19 protein-coding genes and 1 pseudogene are annotated in these 22,373 nt (G+C 70.6%); 7 read left to right on the top strand and 13 right to left on the bottom strand.

The window, feature by feature from the left end; all coding sequences use genetic code 11:
- Window positions 1-70 precede the first annotated feature (70 nt).
- Window positions 71-883, top strand: a complete 813-nt coding sequence (locus BHU15_RS28955) for a hypothetical protein (RefSeq protein ID WP_069629873.1) — start codon at window positions 71-73, stop codon at window positions 881-883.
- Window positions 884-898: 15 nt separating this feature from the next.
- On the opposite strand, the gene ahpD is transcribed toward BHU15_RS28955, so the two are convergent.
- Genes ahpD through BHU15_RS28970 form a run of 3 tightly spaced genes read right to left on the bottom strand, consistent with a single transcriptional unit; the run spans window position 899 to window position 2,708 of the window.
- Window positions 899-1,447: an alkylhydroperoxidase, AhpD family gene (ahpD, locus tag BHU15_RS28960; RefSeq protein WP_069629874.1), complete on the bottom strand. Its 549-nt coding sequence runs from the start codon at window positions 1,445-1,447 to the stop codon at window positions 899-901.
- Between the two features lie 20 nt (window positions 1,448-1,467).
- A complete protein-coding gene (locus tag BHU15_RS28965; RefSeq protein ID WP_069629875.1) occupies window positions 1,468-1,776 on the bottom strand; it encodes a type II toxin-antitoxin system antitoxin in 309 nt (102 codons plus the stop codon).
- Window positions 1,773-2,708 carry an SPFH domain-containing protein gene (locus tag BHU15_RS28970; RefSeq protein ID WP_069629876.1) on the bottom strand — a complete coding sequence of 312 codons (936 nt, stop codon included), beginning with the start codon at window positions 2,706-2,708 and terminating at the stop codon, window positions 1,773-1,775. Before BHU15_RS28970 ends, BHU15_RS28965 begins: the two co-directional genes overlap by 4 nt.
- A gap of 274 nt (window positions 2,709-2,982) precedes the next feature.
- Between BHU15_RS28970 and BHU15_RS28975 the strand changes: the two genes are divergently transcribed.
- Window positions 2,983-5,304: a transglycosylase domain-containing protein gene (locus tag BHU15_RS28975; protein WP_079128445.1), complete on the top strand. Its 2,322-nt coding sequence runs from the start codon at window positions 2,983-2,985 to the stop codon at window positions 5,302-5,304.
- Between the two features lie 12 nt (window positions 5,305-5,316).
- Here BHU15_RS28975 and BHU15_RS28980 read toward each other — a convergent pair whose 3' ends face one another.
- The 4 genes from BHU15_RS28980 to BHU15_RS28995 form a co-directional block, all read right to left on the bottom strand.
- The gene (locus BHU15_RS28980) at window positions 5,317-6,780 is read right to left on the bottom strand and encodes a catalase (protein ID WP_069629877.1); all 1,464 of its coding nucleotides are present in this window, start codon (window positions 6,778-6,780) and stop codon (window positions 5,317-5,319) included.
- 203 nt (window positions 6,781-6,983) lie between these two features.
- Window positions 6,984-8,909: a SpoIIE family protein phosphatase gene (locus BHU15_RS28985; protein WP_031229763.1), complete on the bottom strand. Its 1,926-nt coding sequence runs from the start codon at window positions 8,907-8,909 to the stop codon at window positions 6,984-6,986.
- Between the two features lie 514 nt (window positions 8,910-9,423).
- Window positions 9,424-10,098, bottom strand: a complete 675-nt coding sequence (gene fomD / locus BHU15_RS28990; RefSeq protein ID WP_069629878.1) for a cytidylyl-2-hydroxypropylphosphonate hydrolase — start codon at window positions 10,096-10,098, stop codon at window positions 9,424-9,426.
- Between the two features lie 105 nt (window positions 10,099-10,203).
- Window positions 10,204-11,598 (bottom strand): class II fumarate hydratase, encoded by a 1,395-nt coding sequence (locus BHU15_RS28995; protein WP_069629879.1) that lies wholly within the window; start codon window positions 11,596-11,598, stop codon window positions 10,204-10,206.
- A gap of 106 nt (window positions 11,599-11,704) precedes the next feature.
- On the opposite strand from BHU15_RS28995, the gene BHU15_RS29000 reads away from it, so the two are divergent.
- Window positions 11,705-13,252: a ricin-type beta-trefoil lectin domain protein gene (locus tag BHU15_RS29000; RefSeq protein WP_069629880.1), complete on the top strand. Its 1,548-nt coding sequence runs from the start codon at window positions 11,705-11,707 to the stop codon at window positions 13,250-13,252.
- Between the two features lie 59 nt (window positions 13,253-13,311).
- Here BHU15_RS29000 and BHU15_RS29005 read toward each other — a convergent pair whose 3' ends face one another.
- Window positions 13,312-14,994, bottom strand: a complete 1,683-nt coding sequence (locus BHU15_RS29005) for a fumarate hydratase (RefSeq protein WP_069629881.1) — start codon at window positions 14,992-14,994, stop codon at window positions 13,312-13,314.
- Between the two features lie 205 nt (window positions 14,995-15,199).
- Between BHU15_RS29005 and BHU15_RS29010 the strand changes: the two genes are divergently transcribed.
- Complete coding sequence (locus BHU15_RS29010) at window positions 15,200-15,868, top strand: DUF1707 SHOCT-like domain-containing protein (RefSeq protein ID WP_069629882.1); 669 nt, start codon at window positions 15,200-15,202, stop codon at window positions 15,866-15,868.
- A gap of 267 nt (window positions 15,869-16,135) precedes the next feature.
- Window positions 16,136-16,510, top strand: a complete 375-nt coding sequence (locus tag BHU15_RS29015; protein ID WP_031229762.1) for a WhiB family transcriptional regulator — start codon at window positions 16,136-16,138, stop codon at window positions 16,508-16,510.
- A gap of 104 nt (window positions 16,511-16,614) precedes the next feature.
- Here BHU15_RS29015 and glpX read toward each other — a convergent pair whose 3' ends face one another.
- Window positions 16,615-17,646, bottom strand: a complete 1,032-nt coding sequence (gene glpX / locus BHU15_RS29020; RefSeq protein WP_069629883.1) for a class II fructose-bisphosphatase — start codon at window positions 17,644-17,646, stop codon at window positions 16,615-16,617.
- 124 nt (window positions 17,647-17,770) lie between these two features.
- Here glpX and BHU15_RS29025 point away from each other — a divergent pair, with 124 nt between their 5' ends.
- Window positions 17,771-18,295, top strand: coding sequence for a DUF4245 domain-containing protein (locus BHU15_RS29025; RefSeq protein ID WP_069629884.1), 525 nt, complete (start codon window positions 17,771-17,773; stop codon window positions 18,293-18,295).
- Between the two features lie 89 nt (window positions 18,296-18,384).
- On the opposite strand, the gene BHU15_RS29030 is transcribed toward BHU15_RS29025, so the two are convergent.
- From BHU15_RS29030 to BHU15_RS29045, 4 genes are all read right to left on the bottom strand, one after another.
- Entirely contained in the window at window positions 18,385-18,975 is a 591-nt protein-coding gene (locus BHU15_RS29030; RefSeq protein WP_069629885.1) for a malonic semialdehyde reductase, read from the bottom strand.
- Between the two features lie 194 nt (window positions 18,976-19,169).
- Window positions 19,170-19,421 carry an exodeoxyribonuclease VII small subunit gene (locus tag BHU15_RS29035; RefSeq protein WP_069629886.1) on the bottom strand — a complete coding sequence of 84 codons (252 nt, stop codon included), beginning with the start codon at window positions 19,419-19,421 and terminating at the stop codon, window positions 19,170-19,172.
- Window positions 19,422-19,511: 90 nt separating this feature from the next.
- The gene (gene xseA, locus BHU15_RS29040; protein ID WP_069629887.1) at window positions 19,512-20,720 is read right to left on the bottom strand and encodes an exodeoxyribonuclease VII large subunit; all 1,209 of its coding nucleotides are present in this window, start codon (window positions 20,718-20,720) and stop codon (window positions 19,512-19,514) included.
- Between the two features lie 51 nt (window positions 20,721-20,771).
- Complete coding sequence (locus tag BHU15_RS29045) at window positions 20,772-22,166, bottom strand: APC family permease (protein ID WP_069629888.1); 1,395 nt, start codon at window positions 22,164-22,166, stop codon at window positions 20,772-20,774.
- Window positions 22,167-22,251: 85 nt separating this feature from the next.
- Here BHU15_RS29045 and BHU15_RS41640 point away from each other — a divergent pair.
- Window positions 22,252-22,373, top strand: a pseudogene (locus BHU15_RS41640) (4-hydroxy-3-methylbut-2-enyl diphosphate reductase); the annotation flags it as partial.

The following is a 22,373-nucleotide window of genomic DNA, read 5'->3' on the forward strand; positions in this document are numbered from 1 at the left end:
ATCATTCCTTGCCGTTCCCGGGCTCGGCCGGCGGTGCGTCGGAACCGGCCGAGCCCGGGAACGGCAAGGAATGATCTCCGAACCGGAACTCGAAGGCGAGATCTCCGCACCGGTGCCGGGGCCGAGGGACGGAGAGCGCTCCGGGACCGCGGAAGCGGGTACGGCCGGACCGGAGCACGAGCCGGAGACGATGGGCACCGACGGCCGTCCCCTGATCCGGGGCGTGCCGCTGCGGCAGCGCCCGTGGGTGTGGGGACTGACCGGTGTGCTGGTGACCTCGGCCGTGTGGGCGGGCGGCCTGTGGGCGTACAGCAGAGGAGGACCGGACCTCCAGGGGTACCGGGTCAGCCGCAATCTCTGTCTGGACGCCGACCTCCTGGCGCTGAGGGCCGCCATCGGCGAGAAGCGGGACCCGTTCGCGGCGACGGGCGAGGACAAGGCGCTCGACCAGGCCGTGTGCACGGTCAACCTCGCGCCGAAGCTGCCGCCGGGCGCCAAGAAGCACCAGGGGCCGACCGTGCGGGCGTACGCCGAGATCACGTACACGCTGCACAAGAAGACCGATCCCGGGCCGCAGTTCGACGCGTCCCTCGTCCACCCGGCCGAGCAGGGGTCGGGGGTGACGCTGAAGCTCGTTCCCGGCGTGGGGGAGCGCGCCTATCTGGTGACCCGGTCGGGCGAGGAGAACCCGGCGCTGGAGGTCCTCGACGGGCAGGCGGTGCTCTCGCTCTCCGTCGGCCAGGTCGTGGACTACGACGACACGGACCCGCTGGACCCGTCCTTCGACGTCGACCAGCAGGAGGTCCTGCATCTGGGCGGGCTGGAACCGGCCATGGCCGAGGACATGCTGGCGCTGATGGACCGGCTCAAGGAGAAGGACTGACCGGGGCGCCGGGCCTCAGGAGTCGCCGAGCCCGGCCGCCATGACGGCCTCGGCGTCGAGCGTCGTCCCCACGGCCTGGATCACGGCCGCGATCTTGATGCCCTCCTGGATCGTCTCCCGGTCCACCTCCAGCCTCCTCAGCGCGCGTTCGTGCGCGTCGAGGCAGAGACCGCAGGCGTTGATCGCGGATACCGCGAACGACCAGAACTCGAAGTCGGCCCTGCTGACCCCCGGATGACCGAGAGCCGTCATCCGCAGACCCGTGCGCAGTTCCCCGTACGCGGGGTCGGACAGCAGATGCCGGGTCCGGTGGAAAACGTTGTTGACCGCCATCACGGCGGCGGCCGACTTGGCCGTCGTGTACGCGTCGGGGGAGAGCCGGGCCCGGGCCTCGGGAGCCAGCTCGCGCAGCACGTGCGCCGAGCGCGCGGCGATCGAGCAGGCCAGCACCGTTCCCCACAGGCGCTGCTGGGAGAGCCCGCCGTGCTCGACGACCGCGTCGAGATTGCGGCGCAGGTCCCTGGCGTAGTCGGGAACTGCGGCCTTCAGCGCGTCGAGTGACATCGGGCTCTCCTCGGACAGGGCTACGGTGCGTGGTCGTCGGGCGGTGTGTCCCCGGGCGGTGCGTCTCCGGGCGGTGCGTCCCCGGGCCGTTCCGGCGGGCTCCCGTGCGGCTTCTCCGGCGGCTTCGCGGACTGCCGGGCCTTGGGCGGCCTGCCCCTGCGCGGGATCGGCCTCGCGTTGCCCGGGAGCCGGCCCCCTTCCGCCAGGGCCCGGCGGAGCAGGAACTCGATCTGCGCGTTGGCGCTGCGCAGCTCGTCCGACGCCCATCGTGCCAGGGCGTCGTACACCGCCGGGTCCAGGCGCAGGAGAACCTGCTTCCGTTCCGTCACTGGTAGAGCGTGCCCGTGTTCACGACCGGCTGCGCGGCCCGGTCACCGCAGAGCACGACCAGAAGATTGCTGACCATGGCCGCTTTCCGCTCGGAGTCCAGCTCGACGATGTCCTGCTCCTGAAGCCGGGTGAGGGCCGCCTCGACCATCCCGACCGCGCCGTCCACGATCAGCCGGCGCGCCGCCACGACCGCGCCCGCCTGCTGGCGCTGGAGCATCGCCGAGGCGATCTCAGGAGCGTACGCGAGGTGGGTGAAGCGTGACTCGATGATGTGCACACCGGCCGCCTCGACCCGGGCGTGCAGCTCGACGGCGAGCTTCTCGGTGATCTCCTCGGCGTTGCCGCGCAGCGACAGGCCGTCCTCGTCGTGGGCGTCGTACGGGTACTCGATCGCGATGTGCCGGACGGCGGCCTCGGTCTGGGTGGAGACGAACTCCAGGAAGTCGTCCACCTCGAAGAGCGCCTGCGCGGTGTCCTCAACCCGCCAGACGACGACTGCCGCCAGCTCGATCGGGTTGCCGTAGGCGTCGTTGACCTTGAGGACGGCGGTCTCGTGGTTCCGCACCCGGGTCGAGATCTTCGCGCGTGAGGTCAGCGGGTTCACCCAGCGCAGACCGTCGACGCGGATCGTGCCCCGGTAGCGCCCGAAGAGCTGTACGACGCGGGCCTCGCCGGGCGCCACCATGTTCAGCCCGCACATCGCGAAGAACGCGGCGATCGCGAGCAGGATCCCGATCACGTTCAGCGCGGCCTTCGCGCCGGTCGAGGAGAGGGCGGCGCCGATGACGATCAGGGCGATCCCGCCGGCCAGCCCGACCAGCCCGAGCAGCAGCGCGAGGCCGCCGCCGATGCTGGTCGCCTGGAACTCCCGGACCCGCGGCGGGGGCATCTCGGGCAGATCGTCCACCACTGGAGTGCTGGTCGTAGGCATGACTGGGCCCCGTTTCTCTTACGTCCGCGCCCGTTCGGCGCAGCTAGCATTGTGATTACACATTAACGTGCTTCGCAACCCTGCGCGCCTCTCGTGAGTCGGTTCCTCTGAGACAGGTGCTGATTGTCACGTCGGATACGACCGGATCGAGGCTCTTTGTCACAGGGGACGGTGTTAGCTTTCTGAGCTGATTCCGGCAACTGCGGCAACTGAGACAAGTGGACGAGGCCCGGCGAGGCGAGACCCGAGAAACCGAGAGCGGAGCGACAGAGCGATGGGCCGAGCGGAAGCGCGACAGGCCCGGCAGCGTGGAGCGCGCCGGGCGAAGGGCAAGGCCGGTGGCATACGCGGCTTCTTCACGCTGAGGAAGCTGCTCGGTACGTTCCTCGGGCTGTGCCTGCTCGGCATGGGCGCGTTCGTCGTGATCTATTTCCTGGTCCCGGTGCCGACGGCCAACGCGCAGGCCGAGATGCAGAGCAACGTCTACAAGTACAGCGACGGCACGGTCCTGGCGCGGACCGGCGAGATCAACCGGGAGATAGTCGGCCTGGAGAAGGTCCCCAAGAACGTCCAGCGGGCCTTCGTCGCCGCCGAGAACAAGTCCTTCTACAAGGACTCCGGCGTCGACATCAAGGGCACCGCCCGCGGCCTGCTGAACACCGTCTCGGGCAAGGGCAAGCAGGGCGGCTCGACCATCACCCAGCAGTACGTGAAGAACTACTACCTGAACCAGGACCAGACGGTCACGCGCAAGCTCAAGGAACTGGTCATCTCGCTCAAGGTCGACCAGCGGATGACCAAGAGCGACATCCTCGCCGGCTACATCAACACCAGTTACTACGGGCGGGGCGCGTACGGCATCCAGGCGGCGGCCCAGGCGTACTACGGCGTCGACGCCACCAAGCTGACCCTCGCCCAGGGCGCGTACCTCTCCGCGCTGCTCCAGGCCCCCAACCAGTACGACTGGGCCCAGGCCACGGAGAAGAGCAGGAAGCTCGTCACGGAGCGCTGGAACTACGTCCTCGACAACATGGTCGAGCAGAACTGGCTGGACGGCGCCGAGCGCCAGGGGCTGAAGTTCCCCGTACCGCAGAAGCCCAAGCCCGCACCCGGCGCCGAGGGCCAGGCCGGCTATCTCATCGAGGCCGCCAACAGCGAGCTGGAGCGGCAGGGCGTCGACAAGGCGGACATCGACGCCGGCGGCTGGACGATCACGCTCAGCGTCGACAAGAAGCGGCAGAAGGAACTCGTCGACTCGGTCGAGAAGCAGCTGGAGTCCAAGCTCGACCGCAAGAACAACAAGGTCGACGCGACCGTGCAGGCGGGCGCCACCTCCGTGGACCCGAAGACCGGCGCGGTGGTCGCGCTCTACGGCGGTGTCGGCGCCACCGAGCACTGGATCAACAACGCCACGCGCACCGACTACCAGCCCGCGTCGACCTTCAAGCCCATCGTGTTCGCCTCCGCGCTGGAGAACGAGTCGAAGACGCAGGACGGCGACACGATCGGCCTCAGGACGGTCTACGACGGCACGAGCAAGCGCCCTGTCGTCGGCAGCGACACCCCCTTCGCGCCGCAGAACGAGGACGACGTCGACTACGGCGACATCACCGTCCAGGAGGCGGCGAACGACTCCGTCAACGCGGTCTTCGCACAGATGGTCGTCGACGTCGGTCCCGGCAAGGTGAAGAAGACCGCGCTCGACCTCGGCATGCGGGACAAGAACTTCCCCGAGCGGCCCGCGATCACGCTGGGCACGATGCAGGCGTCCACCTGGGACATGGCGGGCGTGTACGCGACGCTCGACAACCACGGCGAGAAGGTCACGCCGTCGATCCTGAAGTCCGCGCAGCACAAGGACGGCGCGGTGGACCTGCCCGAGCGGATCGGCGACCAGGCGATCAGCCGGGAGTCCGCCGACACCGTCACCTCGGCCCTCACCGGCGTCGTGAAGAACGGCTCGGCGCACGAGGCGAACACCGACGCGTACGAGGCGGCTGGCAAGACCGGTACGTCGGAGAACAACAAGTCGGCGTGGTTCGCCGGCTACACGCCCGAACTGACCACGGTGGTCGCCCTGTTCGGCGAGTCCACCGCCGAGGGCGGCGGCCAGGTCACCCTCACCGGCACGGCCAACTCGGGCCGTGCCAACGGTGGCGGCTTCCCCGCCAGGATCTGGGCCGACTACACCCTCGGCGCGCTGGGCGGCGGCTCCGACGCCTCGTTCGACCTCGATGTCGCCCCGGACACCTACCGTCCGCCCAAGCCGTCGACCACACCGTCCCCGGACACGTCGGAGACCAAGGACCCCGGCACGCAGCGGCCCGAGGACCCGAAGCCGTCCGACCCGCAGACCGACCCGACGCCGTCCGATCCCACCACGCCGCCCGGCGACCCCTCCACCACGCCGCCGGGGCCGGGCGACAACTCCGGCGGCTCGGACAACGGCGGCGGCAACAACGGCGGGTCCGACAGCGGCGGCGGGAACATCGGCGGCGCCGACGGAGGCACCGACACCGGCGGTACGGGCTCCGCGGGCGGCGCCGGCGGGGCCGGTGGCGGCGGTCAGCGGCCACCGGGCTTCACCACCGGCTGAGCGCGGGGGCGCTCAGCCCCCGTTGACCTTCCCGGCGATCCGGTCGCCGACGTTCTTGTCGATGTTGCGCCAGTACTGGAGCGCCCGGTCGAGGACCGGCCGGGACACGCCCTGGAGCAGATGGCCGGAGACGTTCGACACCAGCCGGTCGCGCTGCGCGTCGTCGAGCACCTTGCGGACCTGGGTGCCCGCCTGGCCCCAGTCGTCGTCCTCGCGCCGCTTCGTGTACGCCTCGCGGACCATCTCGCCCGCCGCCGCCCAGCCCGCCGGGTCGCCGAAGCGCAGGACGTCGGCCGCGGGGCCGCCGTAGGAGTTCGGCGCGTACGGCATGGCCGCGTTCGACGCGACGTACCGCATCGGGCCGTCCTTGGCGTACGAGTGCACCGGCGAGTGCGGCCGGTTGGGCGGCAGCTGCGCGTAGTTGGGGCCGATCCGGTACCGGTGGGTGTCCGGGTACGAGAACAGCCGGCCGAGCAGCATCTTGTCCGGCGACGGGCCGATGCCGGGGACCATGTTCGACGGCTCGAAGGCGGCCTGCTCGATGTGGATGAAGAAGTTGTCCGGGTTCTTGTCGAGCGTCATCCGGCCGACGTCGATCAGCGGGTAGTCGCCGTGCGGCCACACCTTCGTCAGGTCGAACGGGTTGAAGCGGTAGTCGGCCGCGTCCTCGAAGGGCATGATCTGCACCTTGAGGCTCCAGGTCGGCGCGTTCCCCGACTCGATCGACTCGTACAGGTCGCGGCGGTGGTGGTCGGCGTCGGAGCCGGCCAGCTCGTCGGCGTCCGCCTGGCTGAGGTAGTCGATGCCCTGGTCGGTCTTGAAGTGGTATTTCACCCAGAAGCGTTCACCCCCCGCGTTGACCCACATGTACGTGTGCGAGCCGTAGCCGTTCATGTGGCGGAACGACTTCGGGATGCCCCGGTCGCCCATCAGCCAGGTCACCTGGTGCGCGGACTCGGGCGACAGGGTCCAGAAGTCCCACTGCATGTCGTTGCTGCGCAGCCCGGTGGCCGGGTGGCGCTTCTGCGAGCGGATGAAGTCCTGGAACTTGATCGTGTCGCGTACGAAGAAGACCGGCGTGTTGTTGCCCACCAGGTCGTAATTGCCCTGCTCCGTATAGAACTTCAGAGCGAAGCCGCGCGGGTCGCGCCAGGTGTCGGGAGAGCCGAACTCACCGGCGACCGTCGAGAAGCGGGCCAGCATCTCGGTGCGTCTGCCCGGCTGGAAGAGGTCGGCCTTGGTGAACTGGCTGACGTCGTTCGTCACTTCGAAGACGCCGTACGCGCCAGAGCCCTTGGCGTGCACCACCCGCTCGGGGACCCGCTCCCGGTTGAACTGGGCCATCTTCTCGATGAGGTAGTGGTCCTGGAGCAGGATCGGACCGTCGGGACCCACGGAGAGCGAGTTCTCGTCGCTCTCCACCGGGATACCGGCGTTGTTGGTCGTGTACGGGGCCTTGGGCGTCGACTCGCTCACGAGCGGCCTCCCGTCGGTAGGGGGATCCCGCGGCGGGAACGGGCGCACGGGACAACAGCGGTCGTATCGACCGCCTGCCCCAGTCAAACCCGCCGACACACTGTCGGCAACATTTGTGCGGCGCCCGGGAACCGGGCCCGCAACCCCTCGGACCCGGTGACGACCCGGCGCCGGTTTCCCGGCGCCCGGCCCGGCGCCCCGGCCTACGGGCGCGTCGAGATCTCGAACCAGACCACCTTGCCGGTGGACAGCCGCGTCGCGCCCCACCGCCTGGCCAGCCGGTTGACCAGGAACAGGCCCCGGCCGCCCTCGTCCGTGTCGCGCGCCCGGCGCTGGCGCGGCAACTGCGGCGAATCGTCGCCGACCTCGCAGCGCAGGACATCGGTCCGCAGCAGCCGCAGCGTCACGGGCCGCTCCGCGTACCGGACCGCGTTCGTCACGACCTCGCTGATCAGCAGCTCGACCGAATCGCTCAGCTCCTCCAGACCCCAGCGCGACAGCGCCCGCCGCGCGAGCCGCCTGGCCCGTCCCGGCGCCGCGTCCTCCGGCTCCAGGAACCAGTACGCGACGTCGCTCGGCGCGATCCCGTCGAAACGGGCGGCCAGCAGCGCGATGTCGTCGTCACGGTCACCCGGCCCGAGCACGTCCAGCACGTCGTCGCACAGCGCCTCCAAAGGAGGCGAGTGGTCGGGGCCGGTGAGCTGCGCCGTCGCGGCGAGGCGCTCCCGCAGCTGCTCGATGCCCGTCCACACGTCACGCAGCCGTGACTCCACGAGCCCGTCCGTGTAGAGGAGCAGCGTGGCACCGGCCGGTGCGTCCAGCTCGACGGCCTCGAAGTCCACGCCGCCGACGCCGATCGGGGCACCGGGCGGCACGCGCAGCACCTCGGCCCGGCCGCCCAGATGCAGCAGTATGGGCGGCGGATGACCCGCGTTGGCGATGGTGATGCGGTGCGAGACCGGGTCGTACACCGCGTACAGGCAGGTGGCCATCCGGTCGGTGCCCAGGCGCTGCGCCTGCTCGTCGAGATGGTGCAGGACCTCCTGCGGCGGCAGGTCGAGACCGGCGAGCGTCTGCGCGGTCGTCCGCAGCTGGCCCATGATCGCCGCCGACGTCATGGAGTGACCCATGACGTCTCCGACGACCAGGGCGACGCGGCTGCCGGGCAGCGGGATCGCGTCGTACCAGTCGCCGCCCACCCGCGCGGTCTCCGCGGCGGGCAGATAGCGGGAGGCGAGCCGGACACCCGTGGGCTGCGGCAGCCCCTCCGGGAGCATCGTGCGCTGGAGCTCGTCCGCGATGTACGCCTCGCGGCCGTACAGCACCGCCTTGTCGATGCCGAGCGCGGTGTGCGTCGCGAGCTGCGCGGCCACCAGCAGGTCGTTGGGCTCGAAGGCGGGACGGTCCGGCCTGCGCAGGAAGACGGCCGCGCCGATGACGCGCCGTCGCCCGCGCAGCGGCGCCAGGATCGCGCGCCGGCCGCCGGGCAGCCCCATCTCGCCGCCGAGCAGTTCCGGCAGCGCCGCGCGGGCGGCGGCCGAGTCGCCGAAGACCGGGCGGACACCGCGCAGGACCTCGGAGAGCGCGCCTCCGGACGCCACCTCGCACAGCTGCGCGGCGGGCATCACATCGGCCTGCGGGTCCAGGAGCGACGCCCGGCCGGCCTCGGACTCGGGCAGCTGGATGCCGGCCGTGCCCAGGCTCTCGCCGTCCTCGTCGGTCAGCCGCAGCCGGTCGGTACGGCGCAGCCTCAGTACGAAGGGCGCGACCGGTCGCTCGTCACCGACGGGCAGCGGGTCGCGCAGATAGACGAGTATCGCGTCGGAGAACGTGGGGACGGTCGCCCGGCACAGACCGAGCACGATCTCGTCCAGGTCGATGCCCCGCGCGATTCGACGGGTCGCGGCCCCCACGAAGCGCAGCCGGTCGCCCTCGCGCCGCGCGGCGCCCACCGGGTCCTGCGGGGGCACGGACGACGGCGCCGTGGCCTGCGCGGTCGCCGGTGCGGGTACCGAGGGCACCGGCGGCGGTACGGCGGCGGCGGACGCCTCCTGCCGTGGCCGGGTGCGTTCCTGGGACCGGGCAGCCACGGGCTGCCGGCCTTCATGGGAGGTGGGATGCTCCGTCACGCGTGGGATTCCGTCCGTCCGGGCCGGTGGTGCGAGACAACCGATTCGACTGGCGTTGCCACCCTGGTCCAGGGTGTCCCGGGTCTGTGGCCGCAGGGCCCTTCGCAGCCGGACATCGGGACCTTGCGCCGGAAACACCCTTCAAGGGCCCCGAGAGTGCGAACGCCGGGGCGGCAGACGTCCCGCACGGCTCCACCCCCCTCGTCGTGTCGATGTTCAGCGGCTGCTGTACGGCTGTCCTGCGACTGTCTGCGGCTCGTTCGTCGTGCGCGTCGTTCTCGCGTGCGTCGTACGTGGTGCGGCTCGATGGTCCCTTGCGGTCCATGGTCCCCCTCGCCGACCCAGCGACATGACTCTAGGTCAGCTCCGGTGCCCCGCCCGCGCGTTGGCCGGGCGCGGTCTCGCGGAGGACGATCCTACGTTTGAACCCCAGGGGCGCATCAAGGGTCTCACGACGTCGGCGAACCCGTCCCGGTGATCACCAGGTACGTCGGACCACTCGCACCCTTACGTGTCATCTGGACCGGACCTTCGCCGGTCCGGGCGCCCGGTCCCAGCCCGCCGGCAGCTCCGGCACCGGCCACCCGGGATCGGGCCGCCAGTTCTCCCAGCCGTCCGCGAACGGGGTGCCCCACGCCTTGATCATCTCGACCGCCGCCTTCCCGGCCTCCCGGACGCGCAGCGCCTGCCCGGCGTCCAGCAGCCCGACCCGCTGGGCCTCGGCGAACTCGTCCTCGTCCCGCCAGAGCCAGCTGCGGTCCGGGTAGACCGAGATGTCGAGGAAGTGGTCCTCGGAGTCGATGCCGCCCGCCCAGCGCAGCCGCGGCTCCTCCAGGTTGACGTACCAGCTGCGGAACTCCCAGCCCTGCTCCCAGAACAGCCAGACCGACCACGGCTCGTCGGGCCGCGCCAGCTTCAGCACGCCGGTGCCCTCCCAGTGGGCCCGTACGGTGGTGCGCGGCGCCGTGTAGCGGGTGGCGAGCGGTTCGTGGTGCACAGGGGTGCCGTCGGCGAGCACCGGCTTGACGCACTCGGTGCCCGGGGCCATCCACACGGCGAGCAGCTCGTCGGTGTCCTGGACGACGGTCACCGGGCGGCAGATGTGGACATGCCCGGAGTCGTTGTCCCGGTAGCGCCAGAGAATCCGCTCGCCCCGGTCCCAGTGTCGAATGCCGTCCGCACCTGTCATGCGCAGATCTTAGAGCCGGGTCCCCGCGGGCGCTGTGAGGTGCGCCCGGACGGCTCGATCTTGTCGGTCCCGATCACCGCCGGGGCGGTGTGCGCCGGGACGGCGTCACGGACGCGTCATCCGCAGGACGTCCAGCGCCTCGTCCAGCTGCTCCACGGTCAGATCGCCGCGCTCCACATAGCCGGACTCCAGCACCACCTCGCGGATGGTGCGCTGCTCGGCGAGCGACTTCTTGGCGACCTTCGCCGCCTCCTCGTAACCGATGTACTTGTTCAGCGGGGTGACGACGGAGGGGGACGACTCCGCGTACCGGCGGGCGCGCTCCACGTTGGCCGTGATGCCGTCGACGGTACGGTCCGCCAGCAGCCGGGAGACGTTGGCGAGCAGCCGCACGGACTCCAGCAGGTTCCTGGCGATCACCGGCAGCATCACGTTCAGCTCGAAGTTCCCCGCCGCTCCTGCCGTGGCGACGGTCGCGTCGTTGCCGGTCACCTGGGCGGCCACCATCAGGACGGCCTCCGGGATCACCGGGTTGACCTTGCCAGGCATGATCGACGAGCCGGGCTGGAGGTCAGGCAGATTGATCTCGGCCAGGCCGGTGCGCGGGCCCGACGCCATCCAGCGCAGGTCGTTGGAGATCTTCGTGAGCGAGACGGCGACCGTACGGAGGTGGCCCGAGGTCTCCACGAGCCCGTCCCGCGCTCCCTGCGCCTCGAAGTGGTTCCTGGCCTCGGTCAGCGGCAGCCCGGTCGTACGGGCCACCTCGGCGATCACGGCGGCCGGGAAGCCGGGCGGGGTGTTGATGCCCGTGCCCACCGCCGTACCGCCGAGCGGCAGCTCGGCCAGGCGCGGGAGAGCCGATTCCAGCCGCTCGATCCCGTACCGGACGGCCGCCGCGTAACCGCCGAACTCCTGGCCCAGCGTGACGGGCGTGGCGTCCATCAGATGCGTACGCCCCGACTTCACGACGTCCGCGAACTCCGCCTCCTTGCGCTCCAGCGACACGGCGAGGTGGTCGAGCGCCGGGATCAGATCGGTGGTGACGGCGGCCGTCGCCGCGATGTGGATGCTGGAGGGGAACACGTCGTTGGAGCTCTGCGAGGCGTTGACGTGGTCATTCGGGTGCACGGCACGGCCCAGCCGCTCGGTGGCCAGCGTCGCGATCACCTCGTTGGCGTTCATGTTGGACGAGGTGCCCGAACCGGTCTGGAAGACGTCCACCGGGAAGTGCTCGTCCCAGCCGCCCTCGGCGACCTCCGTCGCCGCGCTCCGTACCGCCTCGGCGATGTCCCGGTCCAGCACGCCCAGTTCGGCGTTGACGGTGGCTGCGGCGGCCTTGATACGGGCCAGGGCCTCGATGTGGGCGCGTTCGATGGGCCGGCCCGAGATGGGGAAGTTCTGGACGGCCCGCTGGGTCTGGGCGCGCCACTTGGCGTCGATCGGGACCTGGATCTCGCCCATGGAGTCGTGCTCGGTCCGGTAGCTCGGGTCACTCGTCATCGTGGTCGTACCTCCTACAGAAGTTGAGCAATTGTCTGGTTCGGAGTGTTCCCAAGTCCCTTACCCGTCAGTAAAAACCCTGAGTAACACTGAGATCGGGGAGGCCATGCACCGTACGAGACCCACGTTCCGAAGTACCGTCGCCACGCTCGCCGCAGCCGCGACGCTCGTCGGCGGACTTGTCGCACTTACCCCCACGGCCCAGGCGTCAGCCCCCACCGGCGCGCCCGCCTCCGCCCGCGCGTCCACCCCGCTGCCGCCGGCCCTGGAGGAGATCCGCGCGGCCGAGGCCACCCGCCTCTACGGCGACCCCGCCGAGCGCCCGCCCGACCAGCGCAAGAGCGGGCTGATCTCGCTCGGCGACAGCGAGATATCCGGCGAGGGCGTCGGCACCTACGAGCCGGGGACCAACGGGCCCGACAACTGGTGCCACCGTTCGCCCGACGCGGCGATCCACCGCACCGGGATCGCCGCCGACGTCACGTACAACGTCTCCTGCTCCGGCGCCTCGACCGTCAACGTGCGGGTCGGCGGCACGCCGCAGTACGCCGACGAACTCGTCCAGAGCGACAGCCTCGCCATCAAGGCGCGCAACACCAGGATCAAGATGGTGGTGCTGGTGGCGGGCGCGAACGACGATCTTCAGTTCGGCCCGGTGATCACCGACTGCGTGCTGCGCTGGTTCACCCTTCAGGGGCCGTGCGTCAACAAGTACCAGTCCGGCTGGCAGGCGCGGGTCGACGGACTCGTACCCAAGATCGAGGCGACCGTGGGCGACCTGCGGGGCGTCATGCGCGGCGCGGGGTACGCCGACGGCGACTACAAGCTCGTGGTGATGGGCTACCCGGGTCCGCTCACCCCCGACTACGCCGACAACCCGAACTTCCCGGGCAAGATCCCGGGCGGCTGCACCGGTTACGACGAGGACGCCGCCTGGGCCCGTAACGGCGCCGTCCCCGCCTTCCAGAGCGGCGTACGGAAGGCGGCGGCGAACTCGGGCGCGGTGTACCTGGACAACTCGCGGCTCTTCCACGGCCATGAGGTGTGCACGGACGACGACTGGGCGCGGGGGCTCTTCATCGACCTCGGCACCTTCCCGCCGAGCGAGAACTCGCTCCGGCAGTCGTTCCACCCCAACGCCGCCGGACATGTCGCGTTCGCCTCGTGCCTGACCCAGCTCTACGACTCCGGGCTCGACGAGGCGAGTTGCGCCGACCCCGCGAGCACGGGGCGGCCCGTCCTCCAGCCGGGCGGCTGGGACGACGCTTTTCGGCCACTCAAGAACGAGGGGACAGGTACCTGCGTCGACGTGACCGCGGCCAAGACCCGCAACGGCTCCAAGGTCACCGGTTACGGCTGCCACGACGGCCGTAACCAGGGCTGGTGGTACGACACCTCCACGGGCGCCGGCGCGCGGTCGCTGCACAGCGAGCTGAGCCACGACCGCTGCCTCGACGTCCCGTCCGGCACCTACCGGGCGGGCGCGGCGCTCACCCTCTGGGACTGCCACGGGGGCGCGAACCAGAAGTTCGTGAACCAGTCGGGCACCATCCGCCCGGCGTCGGCGGGCACGCTCTGCCTGACGCTGGCGTCGGCGCAGGACCCGCTGCGGCTCCAGAACTGCGACGGGTCGGCGAACCAGCGGTTCGTCTGACCCCGCGGACGCGGAAGCCCCCGGCGGGCCGTTGAGGTCCGCCGGGGGCTTCCGCCTGTTCATGCGAGGCCGGGGCCGCGCACCGGGATGCTGGTGAACGTCGGCGCGGGCGCGGGCTCGGTGAAGAAGTCGTTGCCCTTGTCGTCCACGACGATGAACGCCGGGAAGTCCTCGACCTCGATCTTCCAGACCGCCTCCATGCCCAGCTCCTCGTACTCCAGGACCTCGACCTTGCGGATGCAGTCCTGCGCGAGCCGCGCCGCCGGGCCGCCGATCGAACCGAGGTAGAAGCCGCCGTGCGTGCCGCACGCGTCGGTCACCTGCTTCGAGCGATTGCCCTTCGCCAGCATGACCTTGGAGCCGCCAGCGGCCTGGAACTGCTCCACGTAGCTGTCCATCCGCCCCGCCGTCGTCGGGCCGAACGACCCTGAGGCATAGCCCTCGGGCGTCTTGGCGGGCCCCGCGTAGTACACCGGGTGGTCCTTCAGGTACTGCGGCATCTCCTCGCCCGCGTCCAGCCGCTCCTTGATCTTGGCGTGCGCGATGTCGCGCGCCACGACGAGCGTGCCGGTCAGCGAGAGCCGGGTCTTGACGGGGTGCCGGGTCAGCTCGGCGAGGATGTCGTCCATCGGGCGGCCGAGGTCGATCCGTACGGCGTCGCTCTCCTCGCCGCGCTCCAGCTGCTCGTCGGTGGTGTCGGGCAGGAAGCGCGCCGGGTCGGTCTCCAGCTGCTCCAGGAAGACACCCTCGGCGGTGATCTTCGCGACCGCCTGGCGGTCCGCCGAGCAGGACACGGCGATCGCGACGGGCAGCGAGGCACCGTGCCGGGGGAGCCGTACGACCCGTACGTCGTGACAGAAGTACTTGCCGCCGAACTGCGCGCCGATGCCGATCTTCTGCGTCAGCTCGAAGACCTTCTCCTCCAGCTCCTTGTCACGGAAGCCGTGCCCCGTGGGGGAGCCCTCGGCGGGCAGCACGTCGAGGTAGTGCGCGGAGGCGTACTTGGCGGTCTTGAGCGCGAACTCGGCGGACGTGCCGCCGACGACGATCGCCAGGTGGTACGGGGGGCAGGCGGCCGTCCCGAGTGAACGGATCTTCTCCTCCAGGAACTTCATCATGGAGGTCTCGTTCAGGACGGCCTTCGTCTCCTGGTACAGGAACGACTTGTTGGCCGAGCCGCCGCCCTTGGCCATGAAGAGGAACTTGTACGCGCCGCCGTCGGTCGCGTACAGCTCGATCTGTGCGGGCAGGTTCGAGCCGGTGTTCTTCTCCTCCCACATCGTCAGCGGGGCCATCTGCGAATAGCGCAGGTTGAGCTTGGTGTACGCGTCGTAGATGCCGTGCGACAGGGCCGCCTCGTCGCCGCCCTCCGTAAGGACGTGCTGTCCGCGCTTGCCCATCACGATGGCCGTACCGGTGTCCTGGCACATGGGGAGCACACCGGCGGCGGCGATGTTGGCGTTCTTGAGGAGGTCGAGCGCCACGAACTTGTCGTTGGACGACGCGTCCGGGTCGTCGACGATCCTGCGCAGCTGGGCGAGGTGGGCCGGGCGCAGATAGTGCGAGATGTCGTGCATCGCCTCGGCGGCCAGCGTGCGCAGCGCCTCGGGGGCGACCTTGAGGAACGTACGGCCGTCGGCCTCGAAGGTGGAGACGCCGTCGGCGGTCACCAGGCGGTACGGCGTGGTGTCCTCTCCCAGCGGGAGCAGATCGGAGTACGCAAACTCTGGCATTTCGGCCATTCCTCACTCGGCAGACGGCGGCTGACCTTCGTCGGGCAGCGCGCCTCTCAGCGTAAGACGTGACGGGCGGGTGGTCCGGGTGAGGTGAGACTCAGTAGGAGGCGGAGATTCCGGCGCCGGGGTGGTGCCGCGGCATGCCGAAGCCCGGCCTGATCCGAACGGCAGGCCCTAGTCGCGATCTATCGCGTTTCGCTACTCTGGTGCGGTGGACCTCGAAAAGCACTCCCAGAAGCCGGTCGCGCCGGCGGAGCCCGCCGGCGGTATCCGGGCCTCCGACGCCGACCGAGACCGGATCGCCGACATCCTCAGGGAAGCCCTCGCGCTCGGTCGCCTGGATGCCGAGGAGCACTCCGAGCGGATCGACGCCGTCTACCGGGCCAAGACCATGGGTGAACTGGAGCCGCTGGTCAGGGACTTGCCCGCGACATCGACCGGTGACCGCGCCGGCGCCTCGCCCCACACGTACGGCCCCGACGACGCGGCCGAGCCCGCCGAGACGCTGGTCGCGATCTTCAGCGGCTCGACCCGCAAGGGCCGTTGGCGCGTCGGCCGCCGTACGAACGCCTTCGCGCTCTTCGGCGGCATCGAGATCGACCTGACCGAGGCGATCTTCGGCCAGCGCACGACCGTGATCAACGCGACCGCCATCTTCGGCTCCATCGAGGTACGCGTCCCGGAGAACATCTCGCTGCGCGGCGGCGGCACCGGCATCTTCGGCAACTTCGAGGTCACCACGCTGGAGAGCACCCAGCCGGACGCCCCGGTCGTGGTCGTCAACGGCTACTCGGTCTTCGGCAGCATCGAGGCCAAGCCGAAGCGCGGCAAATTCATCGCGGACCTCAACAGGCGGCTGCGCAAGCATCTGGGCCACTGAACCCCGGTCTGCGGGCGGTGATCCCTTCCGCTTCCGGTTCCGGTTGGCGTGCGGCCGGGGCGAGTTGGGGATCGGTCCGGGGAGAGGTCGGGGCGGGGTCGGGGCGGCCTTCGCGTGGTTGAGGCCCCGGTGTTCGTGGCTCTCCACGGCCTCCGCACGGCGTTCCGCGGGTCGCATCTCAGTGCCACTCAGTGCTTAGGCGTGCGTACAGCGGGTAGGGACTGCTGCATCGTCTCTCGCTCGCGAAGCCGTCGTCAGGAGTGGACCGTGCTGCCATTGCCGCATCAGCCTCTGCAGGTCGCCGCCGTACCGACTCAGCGGAGTCCCGCTCGGGAGGATCAGGCCGGACCCTGGCATTCAGAGGCCGTGTGCCGCCGCGACGAAGCCGGGTTGTTCTTCGCCCCGTCCAAGGAGCCGACGGCCGCGAGGCTGGCCCGTGAGGAGGCCGCGAAGCGGGTCTGCGCGCGCTGCCCGGTGCTTGTCGACTGCCGGGAGCACGCCTTGCTCCAGCCGGAGCCGTACGGGGTGTGGGGCGGCCTGACCGCCGCCGAGCGCCGGGTGGTCCTGGCGCGCCGCAGGCGCCGCGAGGTGGAGCTGCGGAACGCGGCGTCGGCCACGGGCCGGATCGCCGCGGCGGGCTGACCGCCCGTCCCACTCGACCGGTTGTGACCGGGGCGCTCCTGCCGCACATGAGGAGCGCCCCGGCTTCGCGCGTCGGCGATGCCGCTTCTTCAGCCGCGCCGTGGCTACTTCGCGCGGTCGAAGTCGATCGTGCTGTACGCGCGCAGCTTCGACAGCCGGTGCGTCGAGTCGATCTGCCGGATCGTGCCGGACTTGGAGCGCGTCACCATCGACTGGGTGGTCGCGGTCTCCGAGCGGTACCGCACCCCGCGCAGCAACTCGCCGTCCGTGATGCCCGTCGCGACGAAGAACACGTTGTCGCCGCTGACCAGGTCGTCCGTCGACAGCACCCGGTCCAGGTCGTGCCCGGCGTCCAGCGCCCGCTGCCGCTCGGCGTCGTCCTTCGGCCACAGCTTGCCCTGGATGGTGCCGCCCAGGCACTTGATCGCGCATGCCGAGATGATGCCCTCGGGGGTGCCGCCGATGCCCATCAGCAGGTCGACGCCGGTGCCTTCGCGTACGGCCATGATCGAGCCGGCCACGTCGCCGTCCGAGATGAACTTGATCCGCGCGCCCGTCTCGCGGATCTCCTTGACGATGCCCTCGTGGCGGGGGCGGTCGAGGATGACCACGGTCACATCCTCGGGCGCCGAGCGCTTGGCCTTCGCGACGCGGCGGATGTTGACCGAGACGGGTGCGTTGATGTCCACGAAGTCGGCCGCCTCGGGCCCGGTCACCAGCTTGTCCATGTAGAAGACCGCCGACGGGTCGAACATCGCGCCGCGGTCGGCCGCCGCGAGCACGGCGATGGCGTTGGGCATGCCCTTGGCGCAGAGCGTGGTGCCGTCGATCGGGTCGACGGCGATGTCGACCTCGGCGCCGGTGCCGTCGCCGACGCGCTCGCCGTTGAACAGCATCGGGGCTTCGTCCTTCTCGCCCTCGCCGATGACGACGACGCCGTTCATCGAGACGGTCGAGACCAGCGTGCGCATGGCGTTCACGGCGGCGCCGTCCGCGCCGATCTTGTCGCCGCGGCCGACCCAGCGGCCGGCCGCCATGGCGGCGGCCTCGGTGACCCGTACGAGCTCAAGGGCGAGGTTGCGGTCGGGGGCCTCCGGAGAGACCTCCAGCGGTGACGGGAGTTGATGCTCGGTCATCGGAACGCACCTTTCTGCACGGCGACGGCCGGAAATTGAGGGTGCTGCGACTCTATCGGTACGTCGACAAAATGAGCAGAGGGGCCCACGTATGAGCGTGAACCCCGGATGCGACGATGGAGGGGTGGCAGGTATGCGAGGGAAACAGACGGTGCGGGACATGTTCCTGTCGATGGGAGTCATCGTCGCGGTCGCCGGCGTGATCTACATCGCCAACCCGCACGACGAGAACGCGGATCCGCTCAAGGCGGTCGACTACCGGGTCGAGTTGACGACGGCCCAGCGCGCCGCGCCGTATCCGGTGCTGGCGCCGCAGGGTCTGCCGGAGTCGTGGAAGCCGACGTCGGTGTCGTACGCGCGGCAGGACGGCAACTCCTGGCATCTCGGATTCCTGGATCCCGACCGTGAGTACGTGGCCGTGGAGCAGTCGACGGGCCCGGCAGGGAAGTACATCGCCAAGGTCACGCACGACGCGAAGGACACCGGGAAGAGCGCGCGCGTGGGCGGCGAGACGTGGCAGCGGTGGGAGGGGCCGAAGTACGACGCCCTGGTGCGCACCGCCGACGGGGCGACGACGGTCGTGACCGGGACGGCGCCGTACGAGCGGCTGGTCGAGATGGCGGAGGCGCTGGAGGCCGGCGCGTCCTGACCGGTATCGACGGCTCGGAAGACGTGACGAGGCCGCCGCCCCTCCGGGGGGCGGCGGCCTCGTCGTGCGCCGTTCTCCGCGTGGCCCGCTCAGACGGTGGTGACGACGTCGTCGAAGGCCAGGCGCGGGGCGCGCGGGCGCCAGGCGTCCTCGCCGGGCTTGCCGATGTTCACGATCATCAGGGGCGTGTGGTCGCCGTCCAGGAACTCCTTCTGGACCCCGGCGTGGTCGAAGCCGCTCATCGGGCCCGCGGCCAGACCGGCGGCGCGGACGCCGACGATGAAGTACGCGGCCTGGAGCGCGGCGTTCATTCCCGCGTCCCGTTCGCGCACCGGGCGCTCGGCGAACAGCACGTCCTTGGCGGCGGGGAACGTCGGCAGGAGGTGGGGGAGTTCCTCGTGGAACTCGTTGTCCGCGGCGAGGATCGCGACCAGCGGGGCGGTGGACGTCTTGTCCTTGTTGCTGTCGCTCATGTGCTGGACGAGGCGCTCGCGGGCCTCGGCGGAGCGGACCAGCACGACCCGCAGCGGCGTCTGGTTGAAGGCCGTCGGGCCGAACTTCACCAGGTCGTAGATCGCCCGGATCTGCTCCTCGGTCACCGGCTCGTCGGTGAACGTGCGGGCCGTGTGGGCCTCGCGGAAGAGGAGGTCCTGAGCTGCGGGGTCAAGAACCAGAGACATGGGGGGAGACCTTCCGGGACGGGCGGACCGATCGAGTGATCGATCAAACGACGTCCCAAACGTACGCCTCAGTGTGTGAAGATTCAACTAAAACCGGGGTGCTGGTGACTCGCTTCACACACTGTTGACATACGCCTGGCCCGGAGCCCGGAGCCCGGAGCCCGGAGCCCGGAGCCCGGAGCCCGGAGCCCGGGTCAGGCCTCGGGGTCCGGCGCCGGCGCCGGGTCGGCCAGCGAGGCGTCCAGGCGGGCGCGCGCGCCGTCCAGCCAGCGGCGGCAGACCTTGGCCAGCTCCTCGCCCCGCTCCCACAGGGCCAGCGACTCCTCCAGCGTCGTACCGCCCGTCTCCAGGCGTCGTACGACATCGATCAGCTCGTCGCGTGCCTGCTCGTAGCCGGGCGCGTCCGCGCCGGCGGCCGTTGCTGTCCCGCTGTCCTGCTTGGCCATGTCATCCACCCTCTGCGCGGTCTGCGACCTGCGACAACGAAATATCTGAAGAAACAGAAGAAACGGAAGAAACCCCTTCGCCTTCGGCGGCTACTCGGTGACCCGCACCGTGAACTCGCCCTCCGCCACCCTGGCCCGCAGCTCCTGATCCGCCGAGACCTCGCCCGGAGAGCGGACGACCGCCCCGTCCGGGCGCTGCAACACGGCGTACCCCCGCTCCAGCGTCGCCGCCGGCGACAGCGACACCACGCGCGCGCGGGTGTGCGACAGCTCCGAGTCCGCGCGGTCCAGCAGATGCCGCAGCACGCGCCGACTGCGGTCGACCAGCGCGTCGATCTCGCTCTCGCGCTCGTCCACCATGCGCTGGGGCCGCTCCATCACCGGCCGGGCCAGCGCGTGGGCGAGCCCGCGCTCCTCCCGGTCCAGCAGCCCCTGCACCGTCCGCAGCGCCCGGTCCCGCAGCGCCTGCACCCGGTCCAGCTCCTCACCCACGTCCGGCACGATCCGCTTGGCCGCGTCCGTGGGCGTCGACGCCCGTACGTCGGCGACGAGGTCCAGCAGCGGGGAGTCCGGCTCATGGCCGATCGCCGAGACGACGGGCGTACGGCAGTCGGCCACCGCCCGTACCAACTGCTCGTCCGAGAACGGCAGCAGATCCTCCACGCTGCCTCCGCCGCGCGCCACGACGATCACGTCGACCTCCGGCAGGTCGTCCAGCTCCTTGACCGCCTGGACGACCTGGCTCACCGCGTTGACGCCCTGCACGGCGGTGTTGCGCACCTCGAAGCGGACGGCGGGCCAGCGCCGCCGCGCGTTCTCCAGCACGTCCCGCTCCGCCGCCGAAGCCCGGCCGCAGACGAGCCCGATCAGCTGCGGCAGAAACGGCAGTGGCCGCTTGCGATCGGCGGCGAACAGCCCTTCGGCGCCCAGGGACTTCTTCAACTGCTCCAGCCTGACGAGCAGTTCGCCGATACCCACCGGCTTTATCTCGGTGGCCCGCAGCGACAGCTGCCCCCTCGGCGCGTACCACTCCGGCTTCGCGTGCACCACGACCCGCGCGCCCTCGGACACGACGTCGGCGATCGCGTCGAAGACCTGCCGGTAACAGGTGACGCTCACGGAGATGTCGTACGACGGGTCGCGCAACGTCAGGAACACGACCCCGGCACCGGGCCTGCGGGACAGCTGTGTGATCTGCCCCTCGACCCAGATCGCGCCGAGCCGGTCGATCCACCCACCGATGAGCCGCGACACCTCCCCGACGGGCAGCGGGGTCTCCGCGGACGTGTTGAGAGCCATACGCCCGAGCGTATCGGCCCCCTCCGACAACACCCCCCACCTCGGGACGCCCTAGGACGCCTTCGGCTCCCCCGCGCGGCGGCGCCACTGCACCGCGAGCACCACCAGACCCACCGCCAGCCAGATCGCGCCCACCACCTGCGACGTGCTCGTCGCCTCCACGATCACCGCGACCAGCACCCCCGCGCCGATCACCGGCAGCACCACATGCGCCATGATCCGCGGCGGGCCCTCCATGCGACGTACCGCGAACCACCCGACCACCGACGCGTGCAGCAGGATGAACGCCGTCAGCGCCCCGATGTCGACCACCGACACCAGATGGTCGAGCCCGTCGTCCCGCCTGGCCGCCCACACGGCCGCGATCAGGGTCACCACCGCCGCGAGCAGCAGCGCCACGCGCGGCGTCCCCCCGTCCGTACGGGACAGCAGCCGCGGCAGCCGCCGCTCCCGGCCCATCGCGAAGAGCAGCCGGCCGGCCGCCGCCTGGCCCGCCAGCGCGGCGAACGCGGCGCCGATCGCCTTGCTCACCGCGACCAGGTCGTGCAGCCACGTTCCTACGGAGGCGTCCACGGCGTCGTAGAAGGCCGACCCCTGCTTGACCGGGTCGGCCGCCAGCTGCGCCGAGCTGAGCGGTTCGAGGAGCGCGACGAGATACGTCTGCGCCACGAACAGGACACCGGCGAGCGCCAGACAGAACAGGACGGCCCGCGCCACCTTCCGCGAGCCGCCCGTCACCTCCTCGGCGAACGAGGCGATCGCGTCGAAGCCCAGATACGACAGCACCGCGACCGACACCGCGCTCAGCACCGCCGTCAGGGAGAAGCTGAGATCGCCGGTGAGGGGCGACAGCCAGTCGCGGGTGGCCCCGTTCTGTACGAGCACCACGATCGCCGACACCAGGAACACCAGCAGCACCACGATCTCCATCGCGAGGACGAAGAAGCCGACACGCGCGGCGGTCCGTACGCCCCAGAGGTTGAGCAGCGTGGTGATCACGACGGCGATCCCGGTCCAGATCCACCGGTCGACGGAGGGCACCAGCGCCTCCATCGCGATCCCGGCGAAGAGATACGCGACGGCCGGGATCAGCAGATAGTCGAGCATCGCCATCCACCCGGCGATGAACCCCGGCCCCTCGCCCAGCCCCTTGCGCGCGTACGCGAAGACCGAGCCGGCCTGCGGCGCGACTCGGATCATCTGCGCGTAACTGAAGGCCGTGAACGCCATGGCGACGGTCGCGAAGACGTAGACGAGCGCCACGGCGCCGTGCGACTTGGCGTCGAGGGTGCCGTACACGCCGACGGGTGCCATGGGCGCGATGAAGAGGAGCCCGTACACGACGAGATCGCGGAACCCGAGAGTCCGCCGCAGCTCGCCTCTCTCACCCTTCAGGGGATCCGTAGCACCCGGAACACTCGCACTGCCCGCACCGCTGTCGGCCATCGCGTCCCTCCGTCGATCACGTAGGCCCAGTCTCGGCCCGACAGGTGATCTCCCGCCTCTTCTGGGCGGCCTTACGATGGTGTGCATGACTGCTACGCCCAGCCCGCCGCCCGCCACCACCCCGAGTGGAGACGTCACGCGCCGCGCCGGCAAACGTGTCCTGCTCGCCGCCCCCCGCGGTTACTGCGCGGGTGTGGACCGTGCCGT

This window comes from Streptomyces niveus (assembly GCF_001723055.1).
GTDB classification, from domain to species: domain Bacteria; phylum Actinomycetota; class Actinomycetes; order Streptomycetales; family Streptomycetaceae; genus Streptomyces; species Streptomyces niveus.

Excerpts from the sequence above, each read along its gene's own strand:
- BHU15_RS28955 (WP_069629873.1), top strand. The coding sequence starts at position 71 with ATGATCTCCGAACCGGAACTCGAAGGCGAGATCTCCGCACCGGTGCCG.
- ahpD (WP_069629874.1), bottom strand. The coding sequence starts at position 1,447 with ATGTCACTCGACGCGCTGAAGGCCGCAGTTCCCGACTACGCCAGGGAC.
- BHU15_RS28970 (WP_069629876.1), bottom strand. The coding sequence starts at position 2,708 with ATGCCTACGACCAGCACTCCAGTGGTGGACGATCTGCCCGAGATGCCC.
- BHU15_RS28975 (WP_079128445.1), top strand. The coding sequence starts at position 2,983 with ATGGGCCGAGCGGAAGCGCGACAGGCCCGGCAGCGTGGAGCGCGCCGG.
- fomD (WP_069629878.1), bottom strand. The coding sequence starts at position 10,098 with ATGACAGGTGCGGACGGCATTCGACACTGGGACCGGGGCGAGCGGATT.
- BHU15_RS28995 (WP_069629879.1), bottom strand. The coding sequence starts at position 11,598 with ATGACGAGTGACCCGAGCTACCGGACCGAGCACGACTCCATGGGCGAG.
- BHU15_RS29000 (WP_069629880.1), top strand. The coding sequence starts at position 11,705 with ATGCACCGTACGAGACCCACGTTCCGAAGTACCGTCGCCACGCTCGCC.
- BHU15_RS29005 (WP_069629881.1), bottom strand. The coding sequence starts at position 14,994 with ATGGCCGAAATGCCAGAGTTTGCGTACTCCGATCTGCTCCCGCTGGGA.
- glpX (WP_069629883.1), bottom strand. The coding sequence starts at position 17,646 with ATGACCGAGCATCAACTCCCGTCACCGCTGGAGGTCTCTCCGGAGGCC.
- BHU15_RS29030 (WP_069629885.1), bottom strand. The coding sequence starts at position 18,975 with ATGTCTCTGGTTCTTGACCCCGCAGCTCAGGACCTCCTCTTCCGCGAG.
- BHU15_RS29035 (WP_069629886.1), bottom strand. The coding sequence starts at position 19,421 with ATGGCCAAGCAGGACAGCGGGACAGCAACGGCCGCCGGCGCGGACGCG.
- xseA (WP_069629887.1), bottom strand. The coding sequence starts at position 20,720 with ATGGCTCTCAACACGTCCGCGGAGACCCCGCTGCCCGTCGGGGAGGTG.
- BHU15_RS29045 (WP_069629888.1), bottom strand. The coding sequence starts at position 22,166 with ATGGCCGACAGCGGTGCGGGCAGTGCGAGTGTTCCGGGTGCTACGGAT.